Source organism: Streptomyces sp. Y2F8-2, assembly GCF_014905555.1.
In the GTDB taxonomy this organism is placed as follows: Bacteria; Actinomycetota; Actinomycetes; order Streptomycetales; family Streptomycetaceae; genus Streptomyces; species Streptomyces cynarae.
This window is the reverse complement of sequence record NZ_BNGS01000002.1, coordinates 445,199-467,911: the sequence shown is the minus strand read 5'-3', so window position 1 is coordinate 467,911 and position 22,713 is coordinate 445,199. Positions and strand designations below refer to the sequence as shown.

At 71.6% G+C, this 22,713-nt stretch carries 22 protein-coding genes and 1 riboswitch; of the genes, 1 reads left to right on the top strand and 21 read right to left on the bottom strand.

Going from position 1 to position 22,713, the window contains the following annotated elements:
- The first annotated feature begins 59 nt into the window (after window positions 1-59).
- Window positions 60-1,802 carry a glyoxylate carboligase gene (gene gcl, locus SY2F82_RS07510; protein WP_200418162.1) on the top strand — a complete coding sequence of 581 codons (1,743 nt, stop codon included), beginning with the start codon at window positions 60-62 and terminating at the stop codon, window positions 1,800-1,802.
- Between the two features lie 71 nt (window positions 1,803-1,873).
- Here gcl and SY2F82_RS07505 read toward each other — a convergent pair whose 3' ends face one another.
- From SY2F82_RS07505 to SY2F82_RS07405, 21 genes are all read right to left on the bottom strand, one after another.
- Window positions 1,874-2,047 (bottom strand): hypothetical protein, encoded by a 174-nt coding sequence (locus SY2F82_RS07505; protein WP_200418161.1) that lies wholly within the window; start codon window positions 2,045-2,047, stop codon window positions 1,874-1,876.
- 291 nt (window positions 2,048-2,338) lie between these two features.
- Window positions 2,339-2,575, bottom strand: a complete 237-nt coding sequence (locus SY2F82_RS07500) for a hypothetical protein (protein WP_200418160.1) — start codon at window positions 2,573-2,575, stop codon at window positions 2,339-2,341.
- A 342-nt stretch (window positions 2,576-2,917) separates the two neighbouring features.
- Entirely contained in the window at window positions 2,918-3,724 is an 807-nt protein-coding gene (locus tag SY2F82_RS07495) for an ABC transporter ATP-binding protein (RefSeq protein ID WP_200418159.1), read from the bottom strand.
- Window positions 3,721-4,737 carry an iron ABC transporter permease gene (locus tag SY2F82_RS07490; RefSeq protein ID WP_200418158.1) on the bottom strand — a complete coding sequence of 339 codons (1,017 nt, stop codon included), beginning with the start codon at window positions 4,735-4,737 and terminating at the stop codon, window positions 3,721-3,723. Before SY2F82_RS07490 ends, SY2F82_RS07495 begins: the two co-directional genes overlap by 4 nt.
- 34 nt (window positions 4,738-4,771) lie before the next feature.
- Window positions 4,772-5,770 (bottom strand): ABC transporter substrate-binding protein, encoded by a 999-nt coding sequence (locus SY2F82_RS07485; protein ID WP_200418157.1) that lies wholly within the window; start codon window positions 5,768-5,770, stop codon window positions 4,772-4,774.
- A gap of 99 nt (window positions 5,771-5,869) precedes the next feature.
- Window positions 5,870-6,020, bottom strand: a riboswitch (cobalamin riboswitch).
- Between the two features lie 222 nt (window positions 6,021-6,242).
- Entirely contained in the window at window positions 6,243-7,133 is an 891-nt protein-coding gene (locus tag SY2F82_RS07480) for a 2-hydroxy-3-oxopropionate reductase (protein WP_200418156.1), read from the bottom strand.
- Window positions 7,134-7,178: 45 nt separating this feature from the next.
- Window positions 7,179-8,018 carry a TIM barrel protein gene (locus SY2F82_RS07475; RefSeq protein ID WP_200418155.1) on the bottom strand — a complete coding sequence of 280 codons (840 nt, stop codon included), beginning with the start codon at window positions 8,016-8,018 and terminating at the stop codon, window positions 7,179-7,181.
- A gap of 168 nt (window positions 8,019-8,186) precedes the next feature.
- Window positions 8,187-8,900, bottom strand: a complete 714-nt coding sequence (locus tag SY2F82_RS07470; protein WP_200418154.1) for a hypothetical protein — start codon at window positions 8,898-8,900, stop codon at window positions 8,187-8,189.
- 30 nt (window positions 8,901-8,930) lie between these two features.
- A complete protein-coding gene (locus SY2F82_RS07465) occupies window positions 8,931-9,443 on the bottom strand; it encodes a hypothetical protein (RefSeq protein WP_200418153.1) in 513 nt (170 codons plus the stop codon).
- A complete protein-coding gene (locus SY2F82_RS07460) occupies window positions 9,416-10,690 on the bottom strand; it encodes an MCE family protein (RefSeq protein ID WP_200418152.1) in 1,275 nt (424 codons plus the stop codon). The genes SY2F82_RS07465 and SY2F82_RS07460 overlap by 28 nt, the downstream gene beginning before the upstream one ends.
- Window positions 10,687-11,982, bottom strand: coding sequence for an MCE family protein (locus SY2F82_RS07455; RefSeq protein WP_200418151.1), 1,296 nt, complete (start codon window positions 11,980-11,982; stop codon window positions 10,687-10,689). The genes SY2F82_RS07460 and SY2F82_RS07455 overlap by 4 nt, the downstream gene beginning before the upstream one ends.
- Window positions 11,979-13,082 carry an MCE family protein gene (locus SY2F82_RS07450; protein ID WP_200418627.1) on the bottom strand — a complete coding sequence of 368 codons (1,104 nt, stop codon included), beginning with the start codon at window positions 13,080-13,082 and terminating at the stop codon, window positions 11,979-11,981. Before SY2F82_RS07450 ends, SY2F82_RS07455 begins: the two co-directional genes overlap by 4 nt.
- 20 nt (window positions 13,083-13,102) lie before the next feature.
- The gene (locus SY2F82_RS07445) at window positions 13,103-14,083 is read right to left on the bottom strand and encodes an MCE family protein (protein ID WP_236041319.1); all 981 of its coding nucleotides are present in this window, start codon (window positions 14,081-14,083) and stop codon (window positions 13,103-13,105) included.
- 257 nt (window positions 14,084-14,340) lie between these two features.
- Window positions 14,341-15,378, bottom strand: a complete 1,038-nt coding sequence (locus SY2F82_RS07440) for an MCE family protein (protein ID WP_200418150.1) — start codon at window positions 15,376-15,378, stop codon at window positions 14,341-14,343.
- On the bottom strand, window positions 15,375-16,625 hold the full coding sequence (locus tag SY2F82_RS07435) for an MCE family protein (protein ID WP_200418149.1): 1,251 nt from the start codon (window positions 16,623-16,625) through the stop codon (window positions 15,375-15,377). Before SY2F82_RS07435 ends, SY2F82_RS07440 begins: the two co-directional genes overlap by 4 nt.
- A gap of 4 nt (window positions 16,626-16,629) precedes the next feature.
- Window positions 16,630-17,463, bottom strand: coding sequence for an ABC transporter permease (locus SY2F82_RS07430; RefSeq protein WP_103842448.1), 834 nt, complete (start codon window positions 17,461-17,463; stop codon window positions 16,630-16,632).
- Between the two features lie 3 nt (window positions 17,464-17,466).
- Window positions 17,467-18,237 (bottom strand): ABC transporter permease, encoded by a 771-nt coding sequence (locus tag SY2F82_RS07425; RefSeq protein WP_200418148.1) that lies wholly within the window; start codon window positions 18,235-18,237, stop codon window positions 17,467-17,469.
- A complete protein-coding gene (locus SY2F82_RS07420) occupies window positions 18,234-19,160 on the bottom strand; it encodes an ABC transporter ATP-binding protein (protein ID WP_200418147.1) in 927 nt (308 codons plus the stop codon). Before SY2F82_RS07420 ends, SY2F82_RS07425 begins: the two co-directional genes overlap by 4 nt.
- Window positions 19,161-19,293: 133 nt before the next feature.
- Complete coding sequence (locus tag SY2F82_RS07415; RefSeq protein ID WP_374707134.1) at window positions 19,294-20,343, bottom strand: sigma-70 family RNA polymerase sigma factor; 1,050 nt, start codon at window positions 20,341-20,343, stop codon at window positions 19,294-19,296.
- A gap of 65 nt (window positions 20,344-20,408) precedes the next feature.
- A complete protein-coding gene (locus tag SY2F82_RS07410; RefSeq protein ID WP_200418625.1) occupies window positions 20,409-21,461 on the bottom strand; it encodes a lytic transglycosylase domain-containing protein in 1,053 nt (350 codons plus the stop codon).
- A 171-nt stretch (window positions 21,462-21,632) separates the two neighbouring features.
- A complete protein-coding gene (locus SY2F82_RS07405; protein WP_200418145.1) occupies window positions 21,633-22,709 on the bottom strand; it encodes a sodium:calcium antiporter in 1,077 nt (358 codons plus the stop codon).
- Window positions 22,710-22,713 lie beyond the last annotated feature (4 nt).

Below are 22,713 nucleotides of genomic sequence, written 5' to 3'. Positions count from 1 at the left end.
GGTGCTCACCGCGGGGCGCGACGGGAGCGCGAGTCCGACAGCCGAAGCAGGAGTACTCCATGGCTCGTATGACCGCTGCCCGCGCGGCAGTCGAGATCCTCAAACGTGAGGGCGTCCGGGACGCGTTCGGGGTTCCGGGCGCCGCGATCAACCCCTTCTACGCCGCCCTGAAAGCATCCGGCGGCATCCACCACACCCTGGCCCGCCATGTCGAGGGTGCGTCCCACATGGCGGAGGGCTACACCCGTACCCGCCCCGGCAACATCGGCGTGTGCGTCGGAACCTCCGGCCCGGCCGGCACCGACATGATCACCGGCCTCTACTCGGCGACCGGCGACTCGATCCCGATCCTCTGCATCACCGGCCAGGCCCCGACCGCGGTGCTCCACAAAGAGGACTTCCAGGCCGTCGACATCGCGTCGATCGCCGCGCCGGTGACGAAGATGGCCGTCACCGTGCTGGAGGCCGCGCAGGTGCCGGGCGTCTTCCAGCAGGCGTTCCACCTGATGCGCTCCGGTCGCCCAGGCCCCGTCCTGATCGACCTGCCGGTCGACGTCCAGCTCACCGAGATCGAGTTCGACCCCGAGACGTACGAGCCCCTGCCGGTCTACAGGCCCGCCGCGACCCGCGCGCAGATCGAGAAGGCGCTCGCCCTGCTGAACGCCTCCGAACGCCCGCTGATCGTCGCCGGAGGCGGGATCATCAACGCCGACGCGACCGGACTCCTCGTGCGCTTCGCGGAATTGACGGGCATTCCCGTCGTCCCGACCCTGATGGGCTGGGGAGCCATCCCCGACGACCACGAACTGCACGCCGGCATGGTCGGCCTGCAGACCTCACACCGGTACGGCAACGCGACGTTCCTGGAGTCCGACTTCGTCCTGGGCATCGGCAACCGCTGGGCCAACCGTCACACCGGGCGCATCGACGTCTACACGGCCGGGCGGACATTCGTCCACGTGGATGTCGAACCCACCCAGATCGGCAGGATCTTCGCCCCCGACTACGGCATCGCCTCCGACGCGAAGGCGGCTTTGGGCCTGTTCGTCGAGGTGGCCGAGGAGCTGAGGCGGGCCGGCCGGCTCCCCGACCGTTCCGCCTGGGCCGCCGCCGCGCGGGAGAAGAAGGCCCGTCTGAAGCGCCGTACGCACTTCGACGACATCCCCATCAAACCGCAGCGCGTCTACGAGGAGATGAACAAGGCCTTCGGCCCCGAGACGCGGTATGTGACGGCGATCGGCCTCTCCCAGATCGCCGGCGCCCAGATGCTGCGCGTGTACCGCCCGCGGCACTGGATCAACTGCGGCCAGGCGGGCCCCCTCGGCTGGACGATCCCCGCCGCGCTCGGCGTGGCGAAGGCCGACCCGGAGGCGTCCGTGGTCGCGCTGTCCGGCGACTACGACTTCCAGTTCATGATCGAGGAGTTGGCGGTCGGCGCCCAGCACAGGATCCCGTACGTCCACGTCCTCGTGAACAACTCCTACCTCGGCCTGATCCGCCAGGCACAGCGGGCCTTCGACATGGACTTCCAGGTCAGGCTGGAGTTCGAGAACATCAACTCACCCGAACTGGGCGTCTACGGCGTCGACCACGTCAAGGTCGCCGAGGGCCTGGGCTGCAAGGCGATCCGGGTGACGGACCCCGACGACCTGGCCCCGGCCTTCGAACAGGCCAAGAAGCTCGCCGCCGCATACCGGGTGCCCGTGGTCGTCGAGGCGATCCTGGAGCGCGTCACCGACATCTCCATGTCGACCACCAACGACATCGGCGAGGTCGTGGAGTTCGAGGAGAGCGTCCAGTAGCGCTTCCGAACGCGGACGGGGCCGCGGTCGCCCGCGGCCCCGTGCTGAACGCGACCTGGATCAGGACCTGGTCACCGCGACGTGGTCGTGGTGCCGGTGGCCCCGCCGCCCTTGCCGGGACCTCCGGTGCTCGTGTAGACGACGAAGTTGCCGTCCGTCTGCATCACCGCATAGGCGCCCGGGTGGCCGTAGGTCCGTCTGCGATGCCGGGAGACGCACGCCTCCCGGTCCGGTGACCACCTCATCACGCCGACTGGTCGTCCCACCGGACCGCGCCTGCCCGGGCGCCCCCCGTACGGAGATCGGCACCGCCGCGGCCCGCCCCCTCGGGCCGCGGCCCCCCGGCCGACACCCCCCTGCGAGGCCCGCCGCCCCCGTGTCGGCGGGCCCCCTGCGAGGCCCGCCGCCCCCGTGCCGACGGGCCCCGTGTGTCGAGAATCTCCCCATGACCAGGGGTGGTTGAAGCCCCCTGACGGGTGTTCAGAGGTTCATTTGAGGGTTGCGTAGAGGGGGTACGCCTGCTTGCGTAGACGCCCTCACTCGATCTCGTGCTCCGACAGCCCCGGCCAGTCCTCGGGTCCGCCGCCCTGCCACTCGACGATGTCGCTCTCCTCGACCTCGATCCGGTCCAGATCGGCCAGGCGCAGGATCTCGATGACGTCGTCCAGGTGGGAGGCGATGCCGAGGGTCACGTCGCCCTCGGTGACCCGACGGGATCCGTCCAGTGCCGGGGCGTGCACCACGATGTGCGGATGCTGCGGTGACTGTTCCATGAGTTCAGCGTCCTGCGGCCGCGCCTGATCCGCACCCCGGGGCCACGGCGGACGCGACGGCACCGGGGCGTTCCTCACCCGGCCCTGCCGCGCCGGGTGACGGCCGTACCGTGAGTCGCCCGATCGGCTGCCGGCCTGTGCCGCCAGGCACGATGGTGACGTCGAGTGCGCATGTGGTCGGGGGGCGCGGCGATGTCGCGCAGGCTGCTTTCGTTCGGGGACGCTCTGGTGCTCCCGGGGCAGGATCCCCCGGCGACGGCAGCCGTGGACCGGGCCGTCGGCGCAGCCCCGGACCTGGCGACAGGCGGCCTTGCGGCTCGCCTCAGGGTGAGCCGAACCGCGTCATCGGCCGACGACGCCGGGGCCGCGCAGCGGGGTGACCACGGGACGGCCCTCGGTGTCCGTGGTCACCGACACCCGCGCCGCGTACACACGGGCTATGACGTCCTCGGTGATGACCTCGGCGGGCGTGCCGCCCGCCGCGACGCGGCCCTTGTCGAGGAGGACCAGCCGGTCCGCGTACTGGGCGGCGGTCGTCAGGTCGTGCAGGGTGGTGACCACCGTCAGGCGCCGCGTTCCGCGGAGTTCGTCCACGAGGTCGAGAACCTGCTGCTGGTGTCCGAGGTCGAGCGCGGAGGTGGGTTCGTCGAGCAGCAGCAGCCGGGGTTCCTGGGCCAGGGCCCGGGCGAGCGCGGCACGTTGGCGCTCGCCGCCGGAGAGCTCGGACAGGCGGCGGGCGGCATAGCGGGTGAGGTCGAGTGCGGCCAGCGTGCGCGCCGTGGCCTTGCGGTCGCGTTCACCGGGGCTTGCCAGGTAGCCGAGGTGGGGCGTGCGCCCCAGCAGCACGTACTCCTGGACCGTCATGTCCGGTGGCAGTACGGGTGCCTGCGGCACGTAGGCGATCAGCCGGGCCCTTTCCCGGGCGCGCAGGCGCCCGACGTCGGTGCCGCCGACGACGACCGTGCCGCGATGGGGGAGCAGACCGGCGATGGCGCGGAGCAGCGTCGACTTGCCCGCGCCGTTGGGGCCGATCAGCGCCAGCCAGCCGCCCGGGGGAACGGCGAAGGACACCGCGCGCACGACCGGGGCGCGCTCCAGGTCGACGTCGACCCCGGCCACGTCCAGCCCGTCCGAGGCGAGTGCGTTCATGTCCGCACCGACCGGGTGGAGCGCAGGATCCAGATGAATGCCGGTGAGCCGATCAGTGCGGTCACGACGCCGATGGGCAGTTCGGCCGGTGCCACCATGGTGCGGGCCAGGGCGTCGGCGAGGACCAGGAATCCCGCGCCGAACAGCAGTGACAGCGGAAGGACGAGCCGATAGGAGGCGCCGGCCAGCCGACGCACCGCATGCGGCACGATGATCCCGACGAAGCCGATGAGCCCGCTCACCGCCACGGCGCTCGCCGCGGCCAGCGCGCAGGCGGCCACGACGGCCAGCCTGATGCGGCTGGGGTGCATGCCGAGGGAGCGGCTCTCCTCGTCGCCGACGGACAGCACGTCGAGATGGCGGCCGTGCAACAGCACGACCACGACGGCGACCGCCGTATAGGGCAGGATCTCCGTGGTCTGGTGCCAGGTGGCGGCGGACAGGGAGCCCAGCAGCCAGGAGTAGACCTGCTGGATGTCCTGGCTGGAGCGCTGGAGGACGTACGTCTGAACGGCGGTCAGGAACATCGAAACCGCCAGCCCGGCCAGCAGCAGTGTCGAGGTACCCGGCCCGCCCGCCACGCCGGCCAGGTAGGCGATGGTGACCCCGGCCAGCGACCCGATGAACGCGGCCACGGGCACCGCCGCCGGTGCCGAGCCGCCCAGCCAGACGATGGCGACCGTCGCGCCCAGGCCTGCCCCCGCCGACGCCCCCAGCAGCGACGAGTCGACCAGGGGGTTGCGGAAGACGCCCTGGTATCCCGCGCCGGCGAGCGAGAGCGCCCCGCCGACCACCGCTCCGAGCACCACGCGCGGCAGCCGGATCTGGAAGAGCACGGCATTCTGCAGCGGGCTGAGCCCGGACGGCAGACGTACCAACGGCACCCGGTCCAGCAACGCGGCGGCCGTCGCGAGCGGATTGACGGCCGCCGCCCCGGCCATCGCACCGACAAGCAGCGCGACGGCCAGGAACGCCACGGCGATTCCGTAGACGCCCACGGTGCGAGAGCGCATTCCGGCCCTGCTCACGACCACAGCCCGCCAACTGTCACCGGTCGGAGGCCTTCTCGACGGCCTGCGCGATCTGCGCGACCAGTTGGGGCAGACGCGGGCCCCAGCGGGAGGCGACGTCGTCGTTCAGGCCGATGATCTGTTTGTTCTTCACCGCCGGAATCCCCGACCAGCCGGGCCGGGCAGCGACGATCGCAGGGCTCTGCCCGCCGTCGGACGACTCGTTGTCCGAGAGGAATATCAGCTGCGGCTGCGCCGAGACGATGTACTCCTGGGCCAGCTGGGGATATCCGCCGTCGGAGGCCTTGTCCGCCTTGTCGGCGATGTTCTTCAGGCCGAACAGGGACGCCATCTGCCCGACGAACGTCGAGGAGGTCGCCGAGTAGTAGGGGTTGGCGCCCAGCTCCCAGTAATAGGTCAGGTTCGCGTGGTCGGTGCCGGCCTGCTTGACCGTGGAGGCTATCGCGGACTTCATACCGGCAACGGTCCGTGCGGCCTGGGCGGCGTGACCGGTGGCCCGGCCGATCTGCTCGATCTGCGTGTAGGCGTCGTCGACCGTCGCCGCCGCGGGCTCGATCAGCACCGGCACGCCCAGCTTGCGCAGTCCGGCGACCAGTCCACCGGAATCCTGCGAGGCGACGACCAGGTCCGGGTCGTACTTCACGATCGCCTCGATGTTCGGGGTCAGTCCGCTGAGGCTGGTGACCGGCGCGCCGGCCGGATGGTCGGAGTTCGAGTCCACCGCGACGACCTGCTTGCCCGCGCCGACCGCGTACAGGTCCTCGGTCGCGGTCGGCGAGAGCGACACGATGCGCTGCGGTCGGCTCTTGACGGTGATCCTGCCGTTGGCGGGAGTCACCGTGACGGGGAACGGAGCGGCGGCGGAGGAGCCGGATGCCGAAGCGGACGACGCGGCGCCGCCGGAGCTTTTGGAGTTGCAGCCGGCGACGACGGCCACGGCCGCGATCACGGCGGTCGCCGCCGACAGGGCGCGGACGAGCGGCTTGCGCCGACGCCGGACAGGTTGGTGTGCCACGCGGCACTTCCTCCCGTGAGGACGGGAAGAAGCAATCCGTCGACTGGCCGCGTCGAACGCGCGCCGACGGAGACGGATCGCCCTTCCCACGAGGGTCGATGTCGTAGCGCGGCAGGAGGCGACCTGGCTCGGGCCCCGGTTGAGGCGGCCCTCACAGTTGCGGGACAGCGCCGGACTGGCCCGCGTGAGGCGGGCGTCACCGGCTTCGCTGCCTGGCGCGCTGCCGAAAACCTGCATGACCATGCAGATTTCCGACCGCCGCAGATTAGCACGTCGGCCACTTCGTGGGCGGACGCCCTCCGGACGCGGCACGGCTCTCGGCAGCCCTGGCTCGATCGGTGTTCTCGGTGGCGGACCGGGTGGTCGCGAACGTGATGCCGTCCTCCTGGTCCGGTGGACGGGTCCGGGCCGCGGCGGCGCCTGGGCGCGACAGGACAAGTGTCGGCGCCGACGCGGCCCGGAGGTCTGGGCGTCAGACCTGGGCGCCGGACAGGCGCTCCACGCCTCGCAGCAGGGCCGAGTGGTCAAGGCCGCCGTCGCCCTGCGCGCGCAGACTCGCGACGAGTTGGGCGACCACAGCGCCCACCGGCAGGGCGGCGCCGACCGCGCGGGCCGCGTCCGTGACGATGCCCATGTCCTTGTGGTGCAGGTCGATACGGAAGCCCGGCTTGAAGTCCCGGCGGAGGAAGTTGTCCTTCTTGCGGGTCAGCACGGTGGAGCCGGCGAGTCCGCCGCCCAGGACGTCGAGGGCCGCCCTGAGGTCCACGCCCGACTTCTCCAGGAAGACCACGGCCTCGGCGCACGCCTGGATGTTCACGGCGACGATGAGCTGGTTGGCGGCCTTCACGGTCTGGCCCGAGCCGTGCGGGCCGCACCGCACAACGGTCCGGCCCAGCGTCTCGAAGATCGGCCGGGCGTACTCGAAGTCGGCCTGGTCGCCGCCGACCATGATCGACAGCACCGCCTCGACCGCACCGGCCTCGCCGCCGGACACCGGCGCGTCGAGCACGCGGATGCCCTTCTCCCGCCCGGCCGCGGCCAGGTCGATCGAGGTCTGCGGGGTGATCGAGGACATGTCGATCAGCAGGGCGCCGGGCCGGGCGTTCTCCAGGACGCCGTCCGGGCCGTACGCCACCGCCTCGACCTGCTCAGACGCCGGCACCATCGTGATGATCACGTCGGCGTCCCGCACGGCCTCGGCCACCGAGCCGGCCACGGTGCCTCCGGCGGCGGCCAGGCGGTCCAGCTTCTCCTGCTCCAGGGTGTGGCCGGTGACGTCGTAGCCCGCCTTGATCAGGTTCTCGGACATGGGGGAACCCATGATGCCGAGGCCTATCCAGGCGATCTTGGGGAGTGCGCTCATCGCGGGTGCCTTTCTCGCTGCTGCGGTACGTCTGGGAGTTGCCGTTCAGCGGGCGGCGCGGGCCTGGACCGGCAGCCAGTCGAAGGTCTCCGCGCTCGGGCGGTCGCCCGGCTTGTACTCCAGGCCGACGCGGCCTTCGTAGCCCGCCTTCCGCAACTGGTCGAGCAGGTCCTCCAGCGGCAGCGTCCCCGTGCCCGGCGCGCCGCGGCCCGGGTTGTCGGCGATCTGGACGTGGCCCGTCCGGTCCGCGTACCGCTCGATCACCTGCGGCAGGTCCTCGCCGTTCATCGACAGGTGGTACAGGTCCATCAGGAAGCGCGCATTGCCCAGTCCCGTCGCCTGGTTGACCTTGTCGACCACCTCCACGGCGGCCGGAGCGGACACCAGCGGGTACAGCGGCGACTCCGGCTCGTTCAGGGCCTCGATCAGGAGCGTTGCGCCGATCCGGTCCGCCGCCCGCGCCGCGAGGGCCAGGTTCTCCAGTGCGAGCGCGTCCTGCTCGGCCGGGTCGACGCCGTCGACGCGGTTGCCGTACAGCGCGTTGAGCGACCTGCAGCCCAGCGACTCGGCGAACTCGGCCGCCGCCTCCACGTTGGCGCGGAACTTCTCCGACTCCTCGCCGGGGACCGACAGGGCGCCGCGGTCCGGGCCCGGCAACCGACCGGCGTAGAAGTTCAGCCCCGTGAGCCGCACGCCGGCGTCCTCGATCGCCCACTTCAGGGCGTCCGGCTCGGACCGCTCGGGTGTGGGAGCGTCGACCCAGGGCCACCACAGCTCGATCGCGGTGAAGCCCGCCGCCGCTGCGGCCGCGGGCCGGTCCAGAAGCGGGAGTTCCGTGAAGAGGATCGACAGGTTGACGGTGTAGCGCTGGTCGGCGAATCCCATCCTGCGGCGCTCCCTGGATCGCGCTCTCATCGAACGACTCTGAGATTCCATAATGCGGAATATATTTTCTGCTTAACGGAAGTCTGCCGGTGCGCGGTGGACACTGTCAAGACCGCGCACGAAAAGTGCCCCCGCGCGGATCGCGCGGGGGCACAGGGGAGGCGTGGGTCAGAGGGCGTCGACGGCGCTCACCTTCCAGCCCGTGGACGTTCGGGTGAGCGTCATGCGCACCCGGTTCAGATCCAGACGCGATCCCGGCACCTGGGTGCTCTGCGTGGTCTGGTTGACGAACAGCAGGACGACCGCCTTGTCGGGCGCGGCCGACACCACCGAGGCCGCCGCCACCGTCGCCTTCACCACACCGTGGTACTTCGCCGCCGTGGGACCGACCACCGTCTTCGTGGTCTTCAGGTACTGGTCACGGAAGCCGCCGGTCAGACGGCCGCGGGCCCGGGCGAAGTCCTGGTCCAGATGCCGGTAGTCGTACGACAGCACGATGGGCGCGGCCTCCTTGGCGGCCGTCAGCGCCTGACTCCGCGCCTGGTCCGCCCGCCGGCCCTCCCGGTACTGCCACCCGAGGACGGCGACCGCGACCAGGCCCGCCACGAGCACGACGCACAACGCCGCGGTCAGCAGCCTGCGTCCGCGTACGGGCCCCGGTGTGAGCTGCTTCGGCTCCTCCTCGGCGCTCGGCTCAGGCGGGTCGTCCCAGCCGTCCGGGCGTTGGATCAGCAGGGTGCGCGAGGAGTGCAGCTCCTCGCGGTCCCCGGGCCCCCCGCGTTCCGACCGTGCGGAGCGCTTGGCCGCCGCCCGTGCGGCAGCCGTCAGGGTGCGTCGGGCGGGGGTCCCGGCGCTGCGGACCTTGGTGGTCTGGTTCGCCACGGTCACTCTCCTCACCTGTGGTGGCGTGGGTCAGCCCACGAACTCGACGTCGGACGTCAGCCACCGCCCGTGCTCGCGCACGAGGTCGAGCTGCAGCCGGTAGGTGCGCGCCTGTCCCTGGGGCGCGGCGGCGTTGGTCACCTTGCTGTCGGCGACCACCAGGACCCGGGCCGAGTCGGCGTCGGAGCGGACGATGCCCGCATCGAGGACCTGCCCCTCCGACACCGACTTGTTCTGGGCGACGAGCTTCGTCAACTCCGCGGTCTGCGCGGCGAACTCCTTCTTGAACTCCCCCGTCGCGCCCTTCAGCACGTTCCCGCTGTCGCGGTCGTAGTGCCGGTAGTCGAGCGAGGTGAAGTTCAGCGCCGACTGCCGGGCCGCCGCCAGGATGTCCTGCCGGCGCTGCTCCTCGGCGCGCCGGTCGGCGACCCGGAGGCCCAGCCAGACGGACAGCACGGTCGTCGCCACGGTGGCGACGACGAGCCCGGCGGAGAGCACCCGGGAGCGTCCCCATCTCATGACATCGGTCCGACCAGCAGCCATTGCCAGGACTCCTTTCCGAAGACGGTCTGTTCGCCGCCCGCCGAGCCGATCTCGAGGGGCGTCCCGTCCGGGCCGGTGGCGGTGCCGGTCTCCGGGTCGTACGGGGTGACGTATGCGGTCTGGTCCGCGCCGCCCGAACCGGCCGACGCGCCGGGCGCGTTCTGCGCGCCGCGCACCGAGGTCGCGCTGCCGCGCGGCGCCGTGCAGTGGGCGCCGGTGTTCGCTGCGCGGGTTCCGGTGTCCGAGGGGTCGCGCCGCCGGGTTCCGTAACCCCGTGTGCACGCGGGCGGGTCGTTCGCGTTCACGGTGAGCCCGAAGTGGGTGGTGCCGTCGCCGGGGATGACGGTGTAGCTGCCCGCGACCACCACCGGGAGGGTGACAAGGGCCTGCTCCACCCCGGGCAGCCGGGCCACGGTGACCTGGCCGCCGCTGATCAGGTTGGCCAGCAGGACCGGCAGGGTCGGCCGGGTGGACCTCAGCAGGGAGTCGACCTCCTGCGCGGCGGGTGCCGCGTTGCCGACGACCCGCCGAAGGTCCGCGTCGCTCGACTTCAACTGCGCGCTGAGCGCGGCCAGATCGCGGGAGAACGACTTGATCGCCGATCCCTTGTCCGCCTGGGTCTTGAGCACCTTCCGCGAGTCCTCGATCAGCGACACCGTCTGCGGGAGCGAGTCGGACGCCGACTCCACGAGCTGGTTGCCGGAGTCCACCAGGCGGCTCAGGTTCGGTCCGGTGCCGGCGAACGCCTTGCCCAACTCGTCGACGGTGGTGCGCAGATCGTCCTTGCCGACGGAGTTCACCAGCCGGTCCAGACTGAGGACGAGGTCGGTGACGGGCAGCGGCGTCCGGGTGCGGCTGCGCGGGATCGGGCTGCCGTCCATCAGATACGGGCCGCCGGAGCGCCGCGGTTGCAGATCGACGTACTGCTCGCCCACCGCCGACCGGTCCGCGACCACCGCGAGGGTGTCGGCCGGGATCTTCGGGGCGCCGTCCTCGATGTCCAGGGCGATCGACACCCCCGAGCCGTTCAGGCGCAGGGCGCCCACACGGCCCACCGGCACCCCGCGGTAGGTGACCTCGGCGCCGGTGAAGATGCCGCCCGACTCGGCGAAGTCGGCGGTGACGGTGTAGCCCCGGCCGAGCACGTCGTCCGCGAGGCCGGTGTACTCGGCGCCGACGTACGACACCCCGACGGCGGTGACCGCGGCGAAGGCGACCAGCTGGGCCTTGACCATACGGGTGATCACGGCTGCATCCCCCTCAGCATCAGCTCGGCGAGCGCGAGGTCGATCCCCGGCGGCAGGCGGCGCGCCCCGTCGGACGTGCCGTAGCTCGCGGTGCACACCGGTGGGCACAGCGGGCCGCCGCCGCCCGAGGGAGCGGAGGGGGTGACCGACGGCTTCGGCACCTTCGGCAGACCCGGGGCGCTGGGCAGCGCGGTGGGCACCGGCACCGGGACGCTGGGCAGGCCGGGAAGGGAGGGCGTCGGAACCGGCTGCTTCCCGGATCCGCCGCTCTTGCCGCCCTTGCCGGGCGCGTCGGCGAGATTGCCGTACAGGTCCGCCAGGTCGAGGTCGGCGGTGATCTTGAGGTTGACGTAGTCGCCCTTCACGGCGTCGACCACGTTGCGGGGGAACGGGTACGTCGTCAGCAGCTCGAGGGAGTTCGGCAGGTCGTCGCCCGCCTTGTTCAGCTGTTGGAGGATGGGCTGGAGTTCCTTCAGGTTGGCGACGGTGTCCTCGCGCGAGGCGCTGACGACCCGGGTGCCGGTCGTGCCGAGCCTGGACAGCGCGGTGAGCATCTTCGTCAGGTCCCGTCGCTGGTCGGCCAGTACCTTCAGGGCGGGCGGGATCGTGTCGACGGCCTGCGCGATCGTCTCCTTCTCCGTCCCGAGCCGTTTCGCCAGCCGGTCGATGCCCTCGAGCGCCCGGACGATCTCCGAGCGCTGCCGGTCCAGGCCGCCGAGGAACGTGTCGAGTTGCTTCAGCAGGGACCGGACCCTCGTCTCGCGGCCGTCCAGGGCCTTGTTCAGCTCCACGGTGATGGTCTTGAGCTGGGCCACGCCGCCGCCGTTGAGGAGCGCCGACAGCGCGGACAGCACCTCCTCGATCTCCGGGTTGCGGCCGCTGCGGGACAGCGGGATCACATCGCCGTCGCGCAGCCGGCCCACGGAAGCGGTACCGGTCGGTGCGGACAGCGCCACGTACTTCTCACCCAGGATGCTCGTCTGCCTGAGGTCGGCGACCGCGTTGGCGGGCAGCTTCACCGAGTCGGCCACCCTCAGCCGCACCCGCGCGTGCCAGCCGTCCAGCTCGACCTTCTCGACGGCCCCCACGGTGACGTCGTTGACCCTGACCGCGGACTGCGGCACCAGGTCGAGGACGTCCCGGAACTCCACCGTGACGTGGTAGGCGTGGCCCTCGGAGGCGGCCCCGCCGGGCAGCGGGATGTCGTACCAGCCGTTGAACCCGCACCCGGACAGCAGCAGCGAAGCGGCCGCCGTCCACGCGACCGTCCGGCCCGTGCGCCGCGCGCTCATGCCGCGCCCCCGAGGATTCCGCCGAGGGTCCGGTCGACCGTGCCCGTGCCCGTGGGAGCGGCGGGAAGCTCGGGCAGCGAGTCGAACAGCTTCCGCAGCTGTGCGCAGTCGGGGTTCTTGCCGCCCGCGTCCCCGGTGGTCTTCAGCACGGAGCACAGCAGGGACGCCGGGTCCTGCGGAGCCTGGGCGTTGTTGCGGGTGTCGAGGGTGCCGGCGGACGGGTTGTAGGCGTTCTGCAGGTTCGACAGGCCGGTCGGGGCGACGTCCAACAGCTCCTCCAGTGCGGCCCGTTGCGTGACCAGGACCTGGGTGACCTTGCTGAGGCCCTCGACGTCCGAGGTCAGTGCCGTCTTGTTGTGCTTGACGAAGTCGGAGACGTCGGCGAGGGCCGTCCCCAGGTACTTGAGCGCGGCGGCGAGGTCCGTGCGCTCCCCGGCGAGCTGCCCTGCCACCTCGGCGAGACTGTCGTTGAACGACCGCACGCTCTGGTCGTCGGCCGCCAGCGCCGCCGTGAACACCTGGAGGTTGCGCACGGTGCCGAACAGGTCGCCCCGGCCGTCGGACAGTGTGGTGACCGCCTGGGAGAGATCCTCGACGGACTGGTTGAGGTTCGTGCCCTGGCCCTTCAGGTTGTCCGCGCTCACCCCGAGCAGCCGCGACAGGGAGCCGTCCTTGTTGGCGCCCTTCGGGCCGAGCGCGTCGGCCGTGGTGTGCAGGCTGTCGAAGATCCGGTCCAGCTCGACGGGCACGGCCGTGCGCGACTCGGGGATGACGGCGCCGTCCGCCAGCACCGGGCCCTTGCGGTAGACAGGCAGCAGCTGCACGTAACGATCGCTGACCACCGACGAGTTGATGATCGCGGCCTGGGCGTCCGCGGGCACCTTCCGGCCCGCGTCGTACTCCAGGTCCACCCGCACCCGGTCGCCCTGGGGCGTGATCTTCTTGACCTCGCCGATACGGACGCCGAGGACGCGGACGTCGGAGCCGGGGTAGATGCCGACGGTGCGCGGGAAGTACGCCGTGACGCGGACCGTACGCGGGTGGGGCCACAGCACGACGGCGAGGACTGCGACCACCGCGAGCACGGTGAGCAGGGCCAGGGCCTGCCGGAAGCGTTTGTTCACTGGGAGCCTCCCGTGCGCGGCACCACCGGGGCGGCCACCAGGTTCTGGACGTAGGAGTCGAACCAGCGGCCGTTGCCGAGGGTGTTGGTGAACAGCCGGACGTAGGGAGCGAGCAGGCTGACGCTGCGGTCCAGGCTGGCCTGGTTGCGCTCCAGCATCCGGACGAACGTGTTGAGGTTCTGGAGCGCGGGCCCGATCTCCTTCTGGTTGTCGTCGACCAGGCCCGACAGCTCGATGCCCAGCGCCGCCGAACTCTTGAGCAGCGTGTGGATCGCCTCGCGCCGCTTGCTGATCTCCTGGAAGAGCTGGTCGCCGTCCTTCACCAGGGCGGAGAAGTCCTTCGTGTGCTCGGCCAGCACCCCGGTGACCCCGTTCGCGTGCTTGAGGAGGTCGCCCAGGGCCTGGTCGCGCGAGGCGATCGTCCGGGAGATCCGGGACAGCCCCTGGATGGAGGCCTTCACCTCGGCGGGCGAGTCCTGGAAGGTGGTGGAGATGGTGTCCATGGCCTTCGCCAGCCGCTGGGTGTCCACCTTCTCCGTCGTGGTGGTCAGATCGCTGAACGCCTGCACCACGTCGTACGCCGACACCGTCCGCCCGATCGGGATCTCGCCGCCCGGCTTCAGCCGGCCGGGCCCCTTCGGGTACAGCGCCAGGTACTTGGCGCCCAGGATCGTCTTCACCCGGATCGCGGCGGTCGTCGCGGTGCCCATCGCCGGGTCGCCCTTGATCTTGAACGTCACCTTCACGTGGTCGCCGTCGAGGTCGACGCCCTCGACCTTGCCGACCTTGACGCCGGCGATCCGCACCTCGTCGCCCGGCTTGAGTCCGCCCGCCTCGGAGAAGGCCGCGTCGTACGTCTCGCCGTCGCCGATCAGCGGCAGGCTGTCGGCGTTGAACGCGGCGACGGTCAGCAGGGCGAGAGTCAGGAGGCCCACGGCACCGACCACGACGGGATTGCGCTCGCGGAACGGCTTCAGCCGCGGCCGGCGCAGCCGGAGCGCGGGCAGCTTCGGCGGCAGGACGTGCACCTTCACCAGGGGCTCCGGGCCCCGGGTCCGGCGCGGCAGGGGGCGGGCCATCGGGAGTTTCGGCGGGAGGACCCGCACTTTCACGAGAGGCTCCGGACGGCTCGGCCTGCGGGGCAGCAGGCGGACCGCCGGCAGCTTCGGGGGCAGGACCCGCACCTTCACCAGGGGTTCGGGGCGCCGGGTCCTGCCGGGCGTGACGGGCGTCCTCATGCTCCGCACCTCGCCTGCGCCACATGGAAGTCCGGGGTGATGATCTGCTTCGTCTTCGGCAGCACGATCCGGCCGTCGAAGTCGCACAGGTAGAAGTTGAACCACGAGCCGTACGACGCGGTCCCCGTCAGCGCGTTCAGCTTGTTCGGCAGCCGCTGCAGCACACCCTCCACGGTCTTCTCGTTCCTGTTCAGCGTTCCGGTGAGCCGGTTCAGCCCGGCGATGTCGTCCTTCAGCGGCGAACGCGCGTCCCGTAGCAGCCCGGAGGTGGCCTCGGTCAGGTCGCCGATGCTCACCAGGGAGTCCCCGATGGGCTTGCGGTCGGCGGACAGCCCGGAGATCACCCGCCGCAGTTGGGTGATCAGCGCGGAGAAGCGCGCGCCGCGCCGGTCGAGCGTGTCCAGCACGGTGTTGAGGTTGTCGATCACCGAGCCGATCAGCTGGTCCCGGTCGGCGAGAGTCGTGGTGAGCGACGCCGTGTGCGCGAGAAGGCTGTTCACGGTGGAGCCCTCGCCCTGCAGGGTCTGGATGATCTCGGTGGCGAGCTGGTTGACGTCGTTCGGGCTGAGTGCGGCGAACAGCGGCTTGAAGCCGTTCAGCAGCGCGTTCAGGTCCAGCGCCGGCTGGGTCCGGGACAGCGGGATGGTGCCGCCGGGCCGCAGCCGGGTGCCGTCGCCCGCGCCCTCGGTGAGCGCGATGTACCGCTGCCCGACCAGGTTCCGGTAACGGAGGACCGCGTGGGTGCTGGTGAGCAGCGGGCGGTCCGCCTCCACGCTGAAGGTGACCTCCGCCAGCGTCCGGTCCTTGATCCGGATGCCCTCGACCTGGCCGACCCGCACCCCGGCCACCCGGATGTCGTCGCCGTTCTCCAGTCCCGTGACGTCGCTGAACACCGCGTGGTAGGTGTCCTTGGGGGTGAAGGAGACGTTGACGATGGTGGCCGCGAGCAGGGCCGTCGCCGCGATCGTCACCAGCGCGAACAGGGCGAACTTGATCAGCGGTGCCGCGGTCTGCCGGGCGCCTGCCGTCCTCATGCGACGCTCACCGCCGTTCCGCGGGCCAGCGGCCCGAAGAGCAGGGTCGCGACGGGCGGCACCTGGTCGGCGGGCACGCCCATGACGGGAGCCACGAGCGAGCCGACGGCCCGCTGTTCGGCCCGGGTGGCGGACACGTCGACACCTCCGGGGAGAGCGCCGCCGTCCGAAGCGCCGGACGACGTACCGTCGTTGAGCTTGGGTTTCGGCCCGGGCACCGCCGGATGGGGCAGTCCCCGGCAGTCGGGCCCCGACCGGTCCGCGTAACGCGGCTCCTCGCCGGGCTTGTACGCGCCCTGCGGACGCACGACCTCGAGGGTGATCCGCATCTCGCCGCCCCGGAACGCGTCCTCGGACGCCTGCTCCTGGTGGACCAGACCCTGCAGGAGACAGGGGTACTCGGGGGAGTAGCGGGCGAACAGCTCCAGGGTGGGGCGGGACACCCGGCCGAGGGTGATCAGCCGGTCGCCGTTCTCGTCGAAGAAGTCCCGCCCGGTGTCCGCGACGGCCGCGGTGGCGCGGAGCGCGGCGGCCAGTTCGTCCTTCTTCTCGACGAGGGTGCGGCTGGTGGTGACGGTGTTGCGCAGGACCGCCATCAGATCGGGTGCCGCGTCCCCGTACACCTGGGCGACGTCGGCGAAGCGTGAGATGTCCTCCTGCAGGGACGGCAGATGCGGGTTCAGACGGCGCAGATACGCCTCCACCCGGGTCAGGTTGTCGCCGATCCGGTCGCCGCGGCCCTCCAGCGCCGTGGCGAACGCCGAGAGCGTGGCGTCGAGTTCGCCGGGCTGGACCGTGCGCAGCAGCGGCAGCAGGTCGTTCATCAGCCGCTGCAGCTCGATGCCGGCCTTCGTGCGGTCCTGGGCGATGACGTCCCCGGCGCGGATGTGCCGGGCGGTGTCGTCGGCGGACGGCACCAGGTCGACGTACTTCTCGCCGAACAGCGTCTTGGGCAGCAGCCGGGCGTGCACGTCCGACGGGATGAACGTGACGTACTGCGGCTTGAGGGCGAGGTCGAGCGTCGCCTTCGTGCCGTCCGCGTGCACCGCGCGCACCTCGCCCACCAGCAGCCCGCGCAGCTTGACGTCGGCCCGCGGCTCCAACTGGTTGCCCAGGCTGTCGGCCTGGAGCGTCACGCGCACCACGGAGGTGAACGCCTGCTGGTAGACGGCCACCGCGAGCGACAGCAGCAGCGCCAGCACGGCGATGAACGCGACGCCGTACAACCTCAGTCTCAGTGCTCGCACCGGTTCACCCCGCGATCCGTACGGTCGTGTTGGCGCCCCAGATCGCGAGGCTGAGGAAGAAGTCCAGGACGTTGATCGCCACGATGGAGGTGCGCACCGCCCGGCCCACCGCGACGCCGACCCCGGCCGGGCCCCCGCTCGCGTGGTAGCCGTAGTAGCAGTGCACCAGGATGATCAGGACCGCGAACACGATCACCTTGCCGAAGGACCACAGCACGTCGACGGGCGGCAGGTACTGGTGGAAGTAGTGGTCGTACGTGCCCGTCGACTGCCCGTAGTAGCCGGTCGTGATGGTGCGGGCGGCCAGGTACGACGACAGCAGCCCGATCACGTACAGCGGGATCACGGCGACGAACCCGGCGATCATCCGCGTCGTCACCAGGAACGGCAGCGAGGGCACGCCCATCACCTCCAGCGCGTCGGTCTCCTCGCTGATCCGCATCGCGCCGAGCTGCGCCGTGAAACCGGCGCCGACCGTCGCGGACAGGGCGAGCCCGGCCACCAGCGGCGCGATCTCCCGGGTGTTGAAGTACGCCGACAGGAACGCCACGAAGTTGGAGGTGCCGAGCTGGTTGAGGGCGGCGTAGCCCTGAAGGCCGACCTCGGTGCCGGTGAAGAACGACATGAAGGCGATCACGCCGACCGTGCCGCCGACGACGGCGAGCGCGCCCCGGCCGAAGCTGACCTCGGCGAGCAGGCGCAGGATCTCTTTCTTGTAGCGGCGCAGGGTGCGGCCCGTCCACGCCAGTGAACGGCCGTAGAAGGAGAGCTGGGCGCCCAGGTCTTCCAGGGAGCGCAGCGGCCGCTCGAGGAGCCGCAGGGGTCGTGGAGGTCGCATCGCTCAACCCCTCTGCGGGACGATCTGGAAGTACACCGCGGTCATCACGAAGTTCGTCACGAACAGCAACATGAAGGTGATCACCACTGACTGGTTGACGGCGTCCCCGACGCCCTTGGGGCCGCCTTTCGCGTTGAGCCCCTTGTAGGAGGCGACGATCGCGGCGATCGCCCCGAACACCAGCGCCTTGATCTCGGCCGCCCACAGGTCGGAGAGCTGCGCGAGGGTGGTGAAGGACGCCAGGTACGCGCCCGGCGTGCCGTTCTGGAGGACGACGTTGAAGAAATAGCCGCCGGCCACACCGACGACGGACACCAGGCCGTTGAGCAGGACGGCCACCACCATGGACGCCAGCACGCGGGGGACGACGAGCCGGTGGATCGGGTCGATGCCGAGCACCTGCATCGCGTCGATCTCCTCACGGATCTTGCGCGCCCCGAGGTCCGCGCAGATCGCGGTGCCGCCCGCGCCCGCGATCAGCAGCGCGGTGACGATCGGCGACGCCTCGCGCAGCACCGCCAGCACGGAGGCGGCACCGGAGAAGGACTGCGCGCCCAACTGCCGTGTCAGGCTGCCGATCTGCAGGGCGATGACCGCCCCGAAGGGGATCGACACGAGTGCCGTGGGCAGGATGGTGACGCTTGCGACGAACCACGCCTGCTGGATGAACTCCCGCGCCTGGAACGGCCGTCGGGGCAGGGTCCGTACGACGTCCAGTGCCAGCGCGAACAGGTTGCCCGAGTGGCGCAGGGGCGCGGTGGGGGACAGGCTCATGCGCCGGCGGCCTCCTTCCGGTGCAGTGCGGCCTCACGTCTGGCGATGGCCTCCCAGCGGGGCGGGCGGGTGATGCCCGGGCCCGGCAGCAGCCGGGGAGTCATCTCCTGGGGCGCGCTGTCGTCCAGACGTGCCAGCTCCTGCTCGACCTGGGCGGCGTCCTTCTCCTCCGCCATGCCGATGGGACCCTGCATCCGGCCGTTCAGGAACTGGCGCACCACGGGCTCGTCGCTGGTCAGCAGCTTTTCGCGGGGCCCGAACATCACCAGTTCGCGGCGGAACAGCAGCCCGATGTTGTCGGGGACCTGGCGGGCCGAGGCGATGTCGTGGGTGACGATCAGGAAGGTGGCGCCGGTCTGTGCGTTGAGGTCGACGATGAGCTGGTTGAGATAGGCCACGCGCACCGGGTCGAGGCCCGAGTCCGGCTCGTCGAAGAGGACGATCTCCGGATCGAGCACCAGTGCCCGGGCGAGCCCGGCCCGCTTGCGCATACCGCCGGAGATCTCACCGGGCAGCTTTCCCTCGGCGCCGAGCAGGCCGACCATGTCCATCTTCTCCAGCACGATCCGCCGGATCTCGGACTCGGACTTGCGGGTGTGCTCACGCAGCGGGAAGGCGATGTTGTCGTACAGGTTCATCGAGCCGAACAGCGCGCCGTCCTGGAACAGCACGCCGAACAGCTTCCGCACCTCGTACAGCTCGTGCTCGCGCAACCTGGTGATGTCCCGTCCCGCGACCTTCACCGAGCCGCGCTCGGGTCTGAGCAGCCCGACGAGTGTCTTGAGGAACACGGACTTGCCCGTGCCGGAGGGACCGAGCATCACGGAGACCTCCCCGGCGGGCAGCGTCAGCGAGACGTCCTGCCAGATGACCTGGTGTCCGAAGGACTTGGTCAGCCCTTCCACACAGATCTCGACACCCATCCGTGCTCCACCCTTCGCCCGCTGAGCAGCTCCGACATCTGCTCTACGGGGAGGGGCGGGGGGTCCGTCGCGAGGAAGCGGAAATTTTTTCGGACGCGCCGGCAGCCGCCTGCGGCGGCGTCGCCGACGGGTCCTACGGCAGCTTCACCGAAGGCGTGCTCGGGGTGGGCACGGGCAGCGAGGCGGAGGGCAGGGAGGGAATCCCCGTCGGGACCGACGGGAGCGAGGGGGCGGCGGAGGGGACCGGCAGCTTCGGCACCGTGGGCACGCCGGAGACCCCGGGCGCCGACAGCGTCGGCAGCGGGGCCGACGACACCTCCGGCAGGGACGGCACGGACAGGGGCAGCGGTGAGCCGGTGCCCGGTGTGCGGGCCGTCTCCCGGCCGGCCGGCGCACGCTTCGTCTGCGAGACCGTGTGCGCCCGCGGCGTATGAAGCCGGTCCGTGCTGCCCGTGCTCCCCGTCCGGAGCGGCTCGGCGCTCTGCGACACCGCCGGACGCGGGACCGGCGCCTCAGTGGCGCCGCCGCCTCCGCCCAGCGTCTGCGGCAGGACGAACCCGGCCACCACCAGCGTCGCCGCCGTCGAGGTGACCGCGACCGTCTGCGCCTTGCCGGCCCCGCTCGGCCGTCCACGCCCGAGCAGGAAGAGCACGGCGCCCAGCGTCCCGGCCAGCGAGGCGCGCAGCGTCCGCCGGGCCCGGGCCAGCAACGACTCGACGGTGCGGTAGCTCAGGCCCATCCGCACGGCGACCTGGCCCACGTCCAGGTCCTCGGACTTCAGCCGCAGGGCCTCCGCCTGGCGCGCCGGCAACTCCCCGCTGCGCACGGCGAGCCAGCGGGCCTCGGCCCGGTCGCACACCGCCTCGTCCACGGGCACCGGGCCCGGCGTGAGGAGCGTGGGGCTGCTGCGCACCTCGGCCTCCCGGTTGACCTGCCGGTACCGGTCCACGCACAGCCGCATGGTCACCGTGGTCAGCCAGGCGCCGAGCCGCTCGTCGTCGAGATCCGGGCGCTCCGCCGCGCGCAGCATCGCCTCGTGCACCGCGTCCTCGGCGTCCTCCAGGCTCATCGACCGGCGCCGGGCCACCTTGAGCAGGTGCTCCCGGTGGCTCCACATGCGCTTCCACCGGTCGTGGGCCGCGTGTGTCTCCGCGTCCCTGGCCGCCCCTGTCTCAGCAGGCATGTCCGTCGCCATGAGGGCCCCTTTGCGCTCACCCGCCGGTCCTGTGCACCCGGCGGGTGGCGACATTACCGCCCAGTATCAGCGGTTGGGGAGGGGGCGGAGCCCATCGTGTCCGCACTGTTGCTGGTCAGCGGGCCCCCGCTGGGCAGCACCCCGGCCCCGGGGAGCCCGATGCTCGGGGTGGGCACGGGCAGCGACGGCGGGGCGTCCGTCTGCTGCGGCACCCCGGCCGTACGGGACGGGGACGGGGCGGGGGAGGGCTCGGAGAGCGTGGCCGACGGAGCCGGGGTCGGCGCCGTGCCCGGGCGGTGCCCCGACGGCTTCGGTGAGGGGTGCGCCGTGCCGCCCTGCCGGGGCGGCTTCGGTCCCCGCGACGCCGCGGCGCCCCCGGGCAGGTCCGGCACCACGCGGTGCCCTGCCAGGAAGTACGCGTACCAGGCCCTGACCGTCCGCAGGTACTCCTGCGAGGCGTTGTAGCCCAGGACGGCCCGGTCCAGTTGCGCGGGGTCCGACAGGTCCCGGCCGCCCGCGCACAGGTAGCGGCCCGCGGCGAGCGCCGCGTCGAAGACGTTGTCGGGGTCGTCCCGTCCGTCACCGTTGCCGTCCGCGCCCCAGTGGGCCCAGGTGGAGGGGATGAACTGCATCGGCCCGACCGCGCGGTCGTATACCGTGTCCCCGTCGTAGGCGCCCCCGTCGGTGTCCCGTACGACGGCGTAGGGACCGCCGGTCAGTCGCGGTCCGAGGATCGGTGTCACCGTCGTTCCGTCCGCCCGCACTCGGCCGCCCCACGCCTGCCCGGACTCCACCTGACCGATCGCGGCCAGCAACTGCCAGCGCAGATGGCATCCGGGCGCGGTGCGCGCCAGTTCCGCCTCGGCGTGCCGGTAGGCGGCGAACACCGTCGCGGGCAGCGCCCCCGCGCCGCCCGTCGCCGCTCGCCCGCCCTGCGACCGCCCGCCCTGGTCCGGCTTTCCCGTGCGCAGCGGTGGCAGTTCGGTGCGGTAAGGGGTGTCACCCGACACGCTCGGCCCGTGCTCGGCGGGGGCGTCCGGCCGCGCGGGCTCGGAGGCCCGTGCCGCCACCGCGCCCGGCGCCTGCGAAGCGGTGAGCGCCGCCATGGCCGCCGCCGCGACCGCCGTCCCCCTGACTCCCTTGAACGCACCCCCGAACGCATGCCTGAACACTCGCCCTGCCACGGAGCACTCCCCTCCCTGTACGGATCCCTTCCTCTGCTCTACGTGGCAGGGAGGCGCGTCCGTCGCGGGAGGCGGGGCCGGCACCCGGCACTGTCAGGACGTATCGGCCGGAACCATTCCGAACCCGGTGAAACTCACGACCCAGTACACGACGTACAGCGCGAGCAGCGCGAAACCGTGCCGGCGCCTGAGCCGCCCGGTGGAGATGACGTACGCCCCGAGCCCGTTGACCACGAGCAGCGCGGGCAGATGCCAGGTCAGGACGCTCCGGTCGATGACCACGCTGCCTGCCAGCAGCACGATGCCGAGCTTGCCCGTGACCGAGAAGACGACGCTGCCGACGACGTTGCCGACCCCGATCTCCGGTGCCCCCTTCCGGGCCGGTTCCACGGTCAGGAAGATGTCCTCGACCGTCAGCACCACCGTCACGATGGTCGCGCCGAAGACGGTTCCCTGAAGCCCGTACGTCTGCAGGATGCCCTTGGTGCCGATGCCGGTGATGGCGGAACCGGCGACGAGGCCGGCCAGGGCGAGCACCGCGAGGCCGAGCCCCGTCCAGCCGGACCGTTCGCGCACCTGGGCGAGCAGGCCGTCACCCGGCGGCGCTCCCGCGCGGGTCCGTTCCGCGGTGATCGCGCAGGCGTCCCCCTCCCGGCGGACCGGTGCGGCGTTCCCGGAGCCCCGGGCGAGGGAGTACGCCTCGTACAGCTCCGCGTCCCGGAACACCGGTGTGTCGGCCCGCGACTCCCGGACCGCCACATAGGCGAGGAACAGCGCGAACAGCCCGAGGAGCGCGACGCCGTCAAGAGCGGTGAGCGGCGCGGTCAGCGCGCACACGACCATCACGAGGGGTGCGCAGGCGAAGATCAGGACGTAGTCGCGCGGAATCGTGACGCGGGTGGGCGTGAGGATCGCCGCGAGGGCCAGCACCACTCCCGTCATGGACAGCGCGGTCCCGATCACCACACCCAGTGCGACTCCGCCGAGGTCCTCGATGTTCAGCGCGACGCCGAGAACGATGTCGTCGAACTCGATGCCCGTGAAGACGACGGACACCAGGAACAGGGAGATGTGGAAGCCGCTCGCGATCCCGACGAGCCGCCGGATCAGCTGCTCGGCGCTGAACACCAGCAGGGCCGCCCCGGCGACGAACAGCAGGATCGAGGCCACGGCG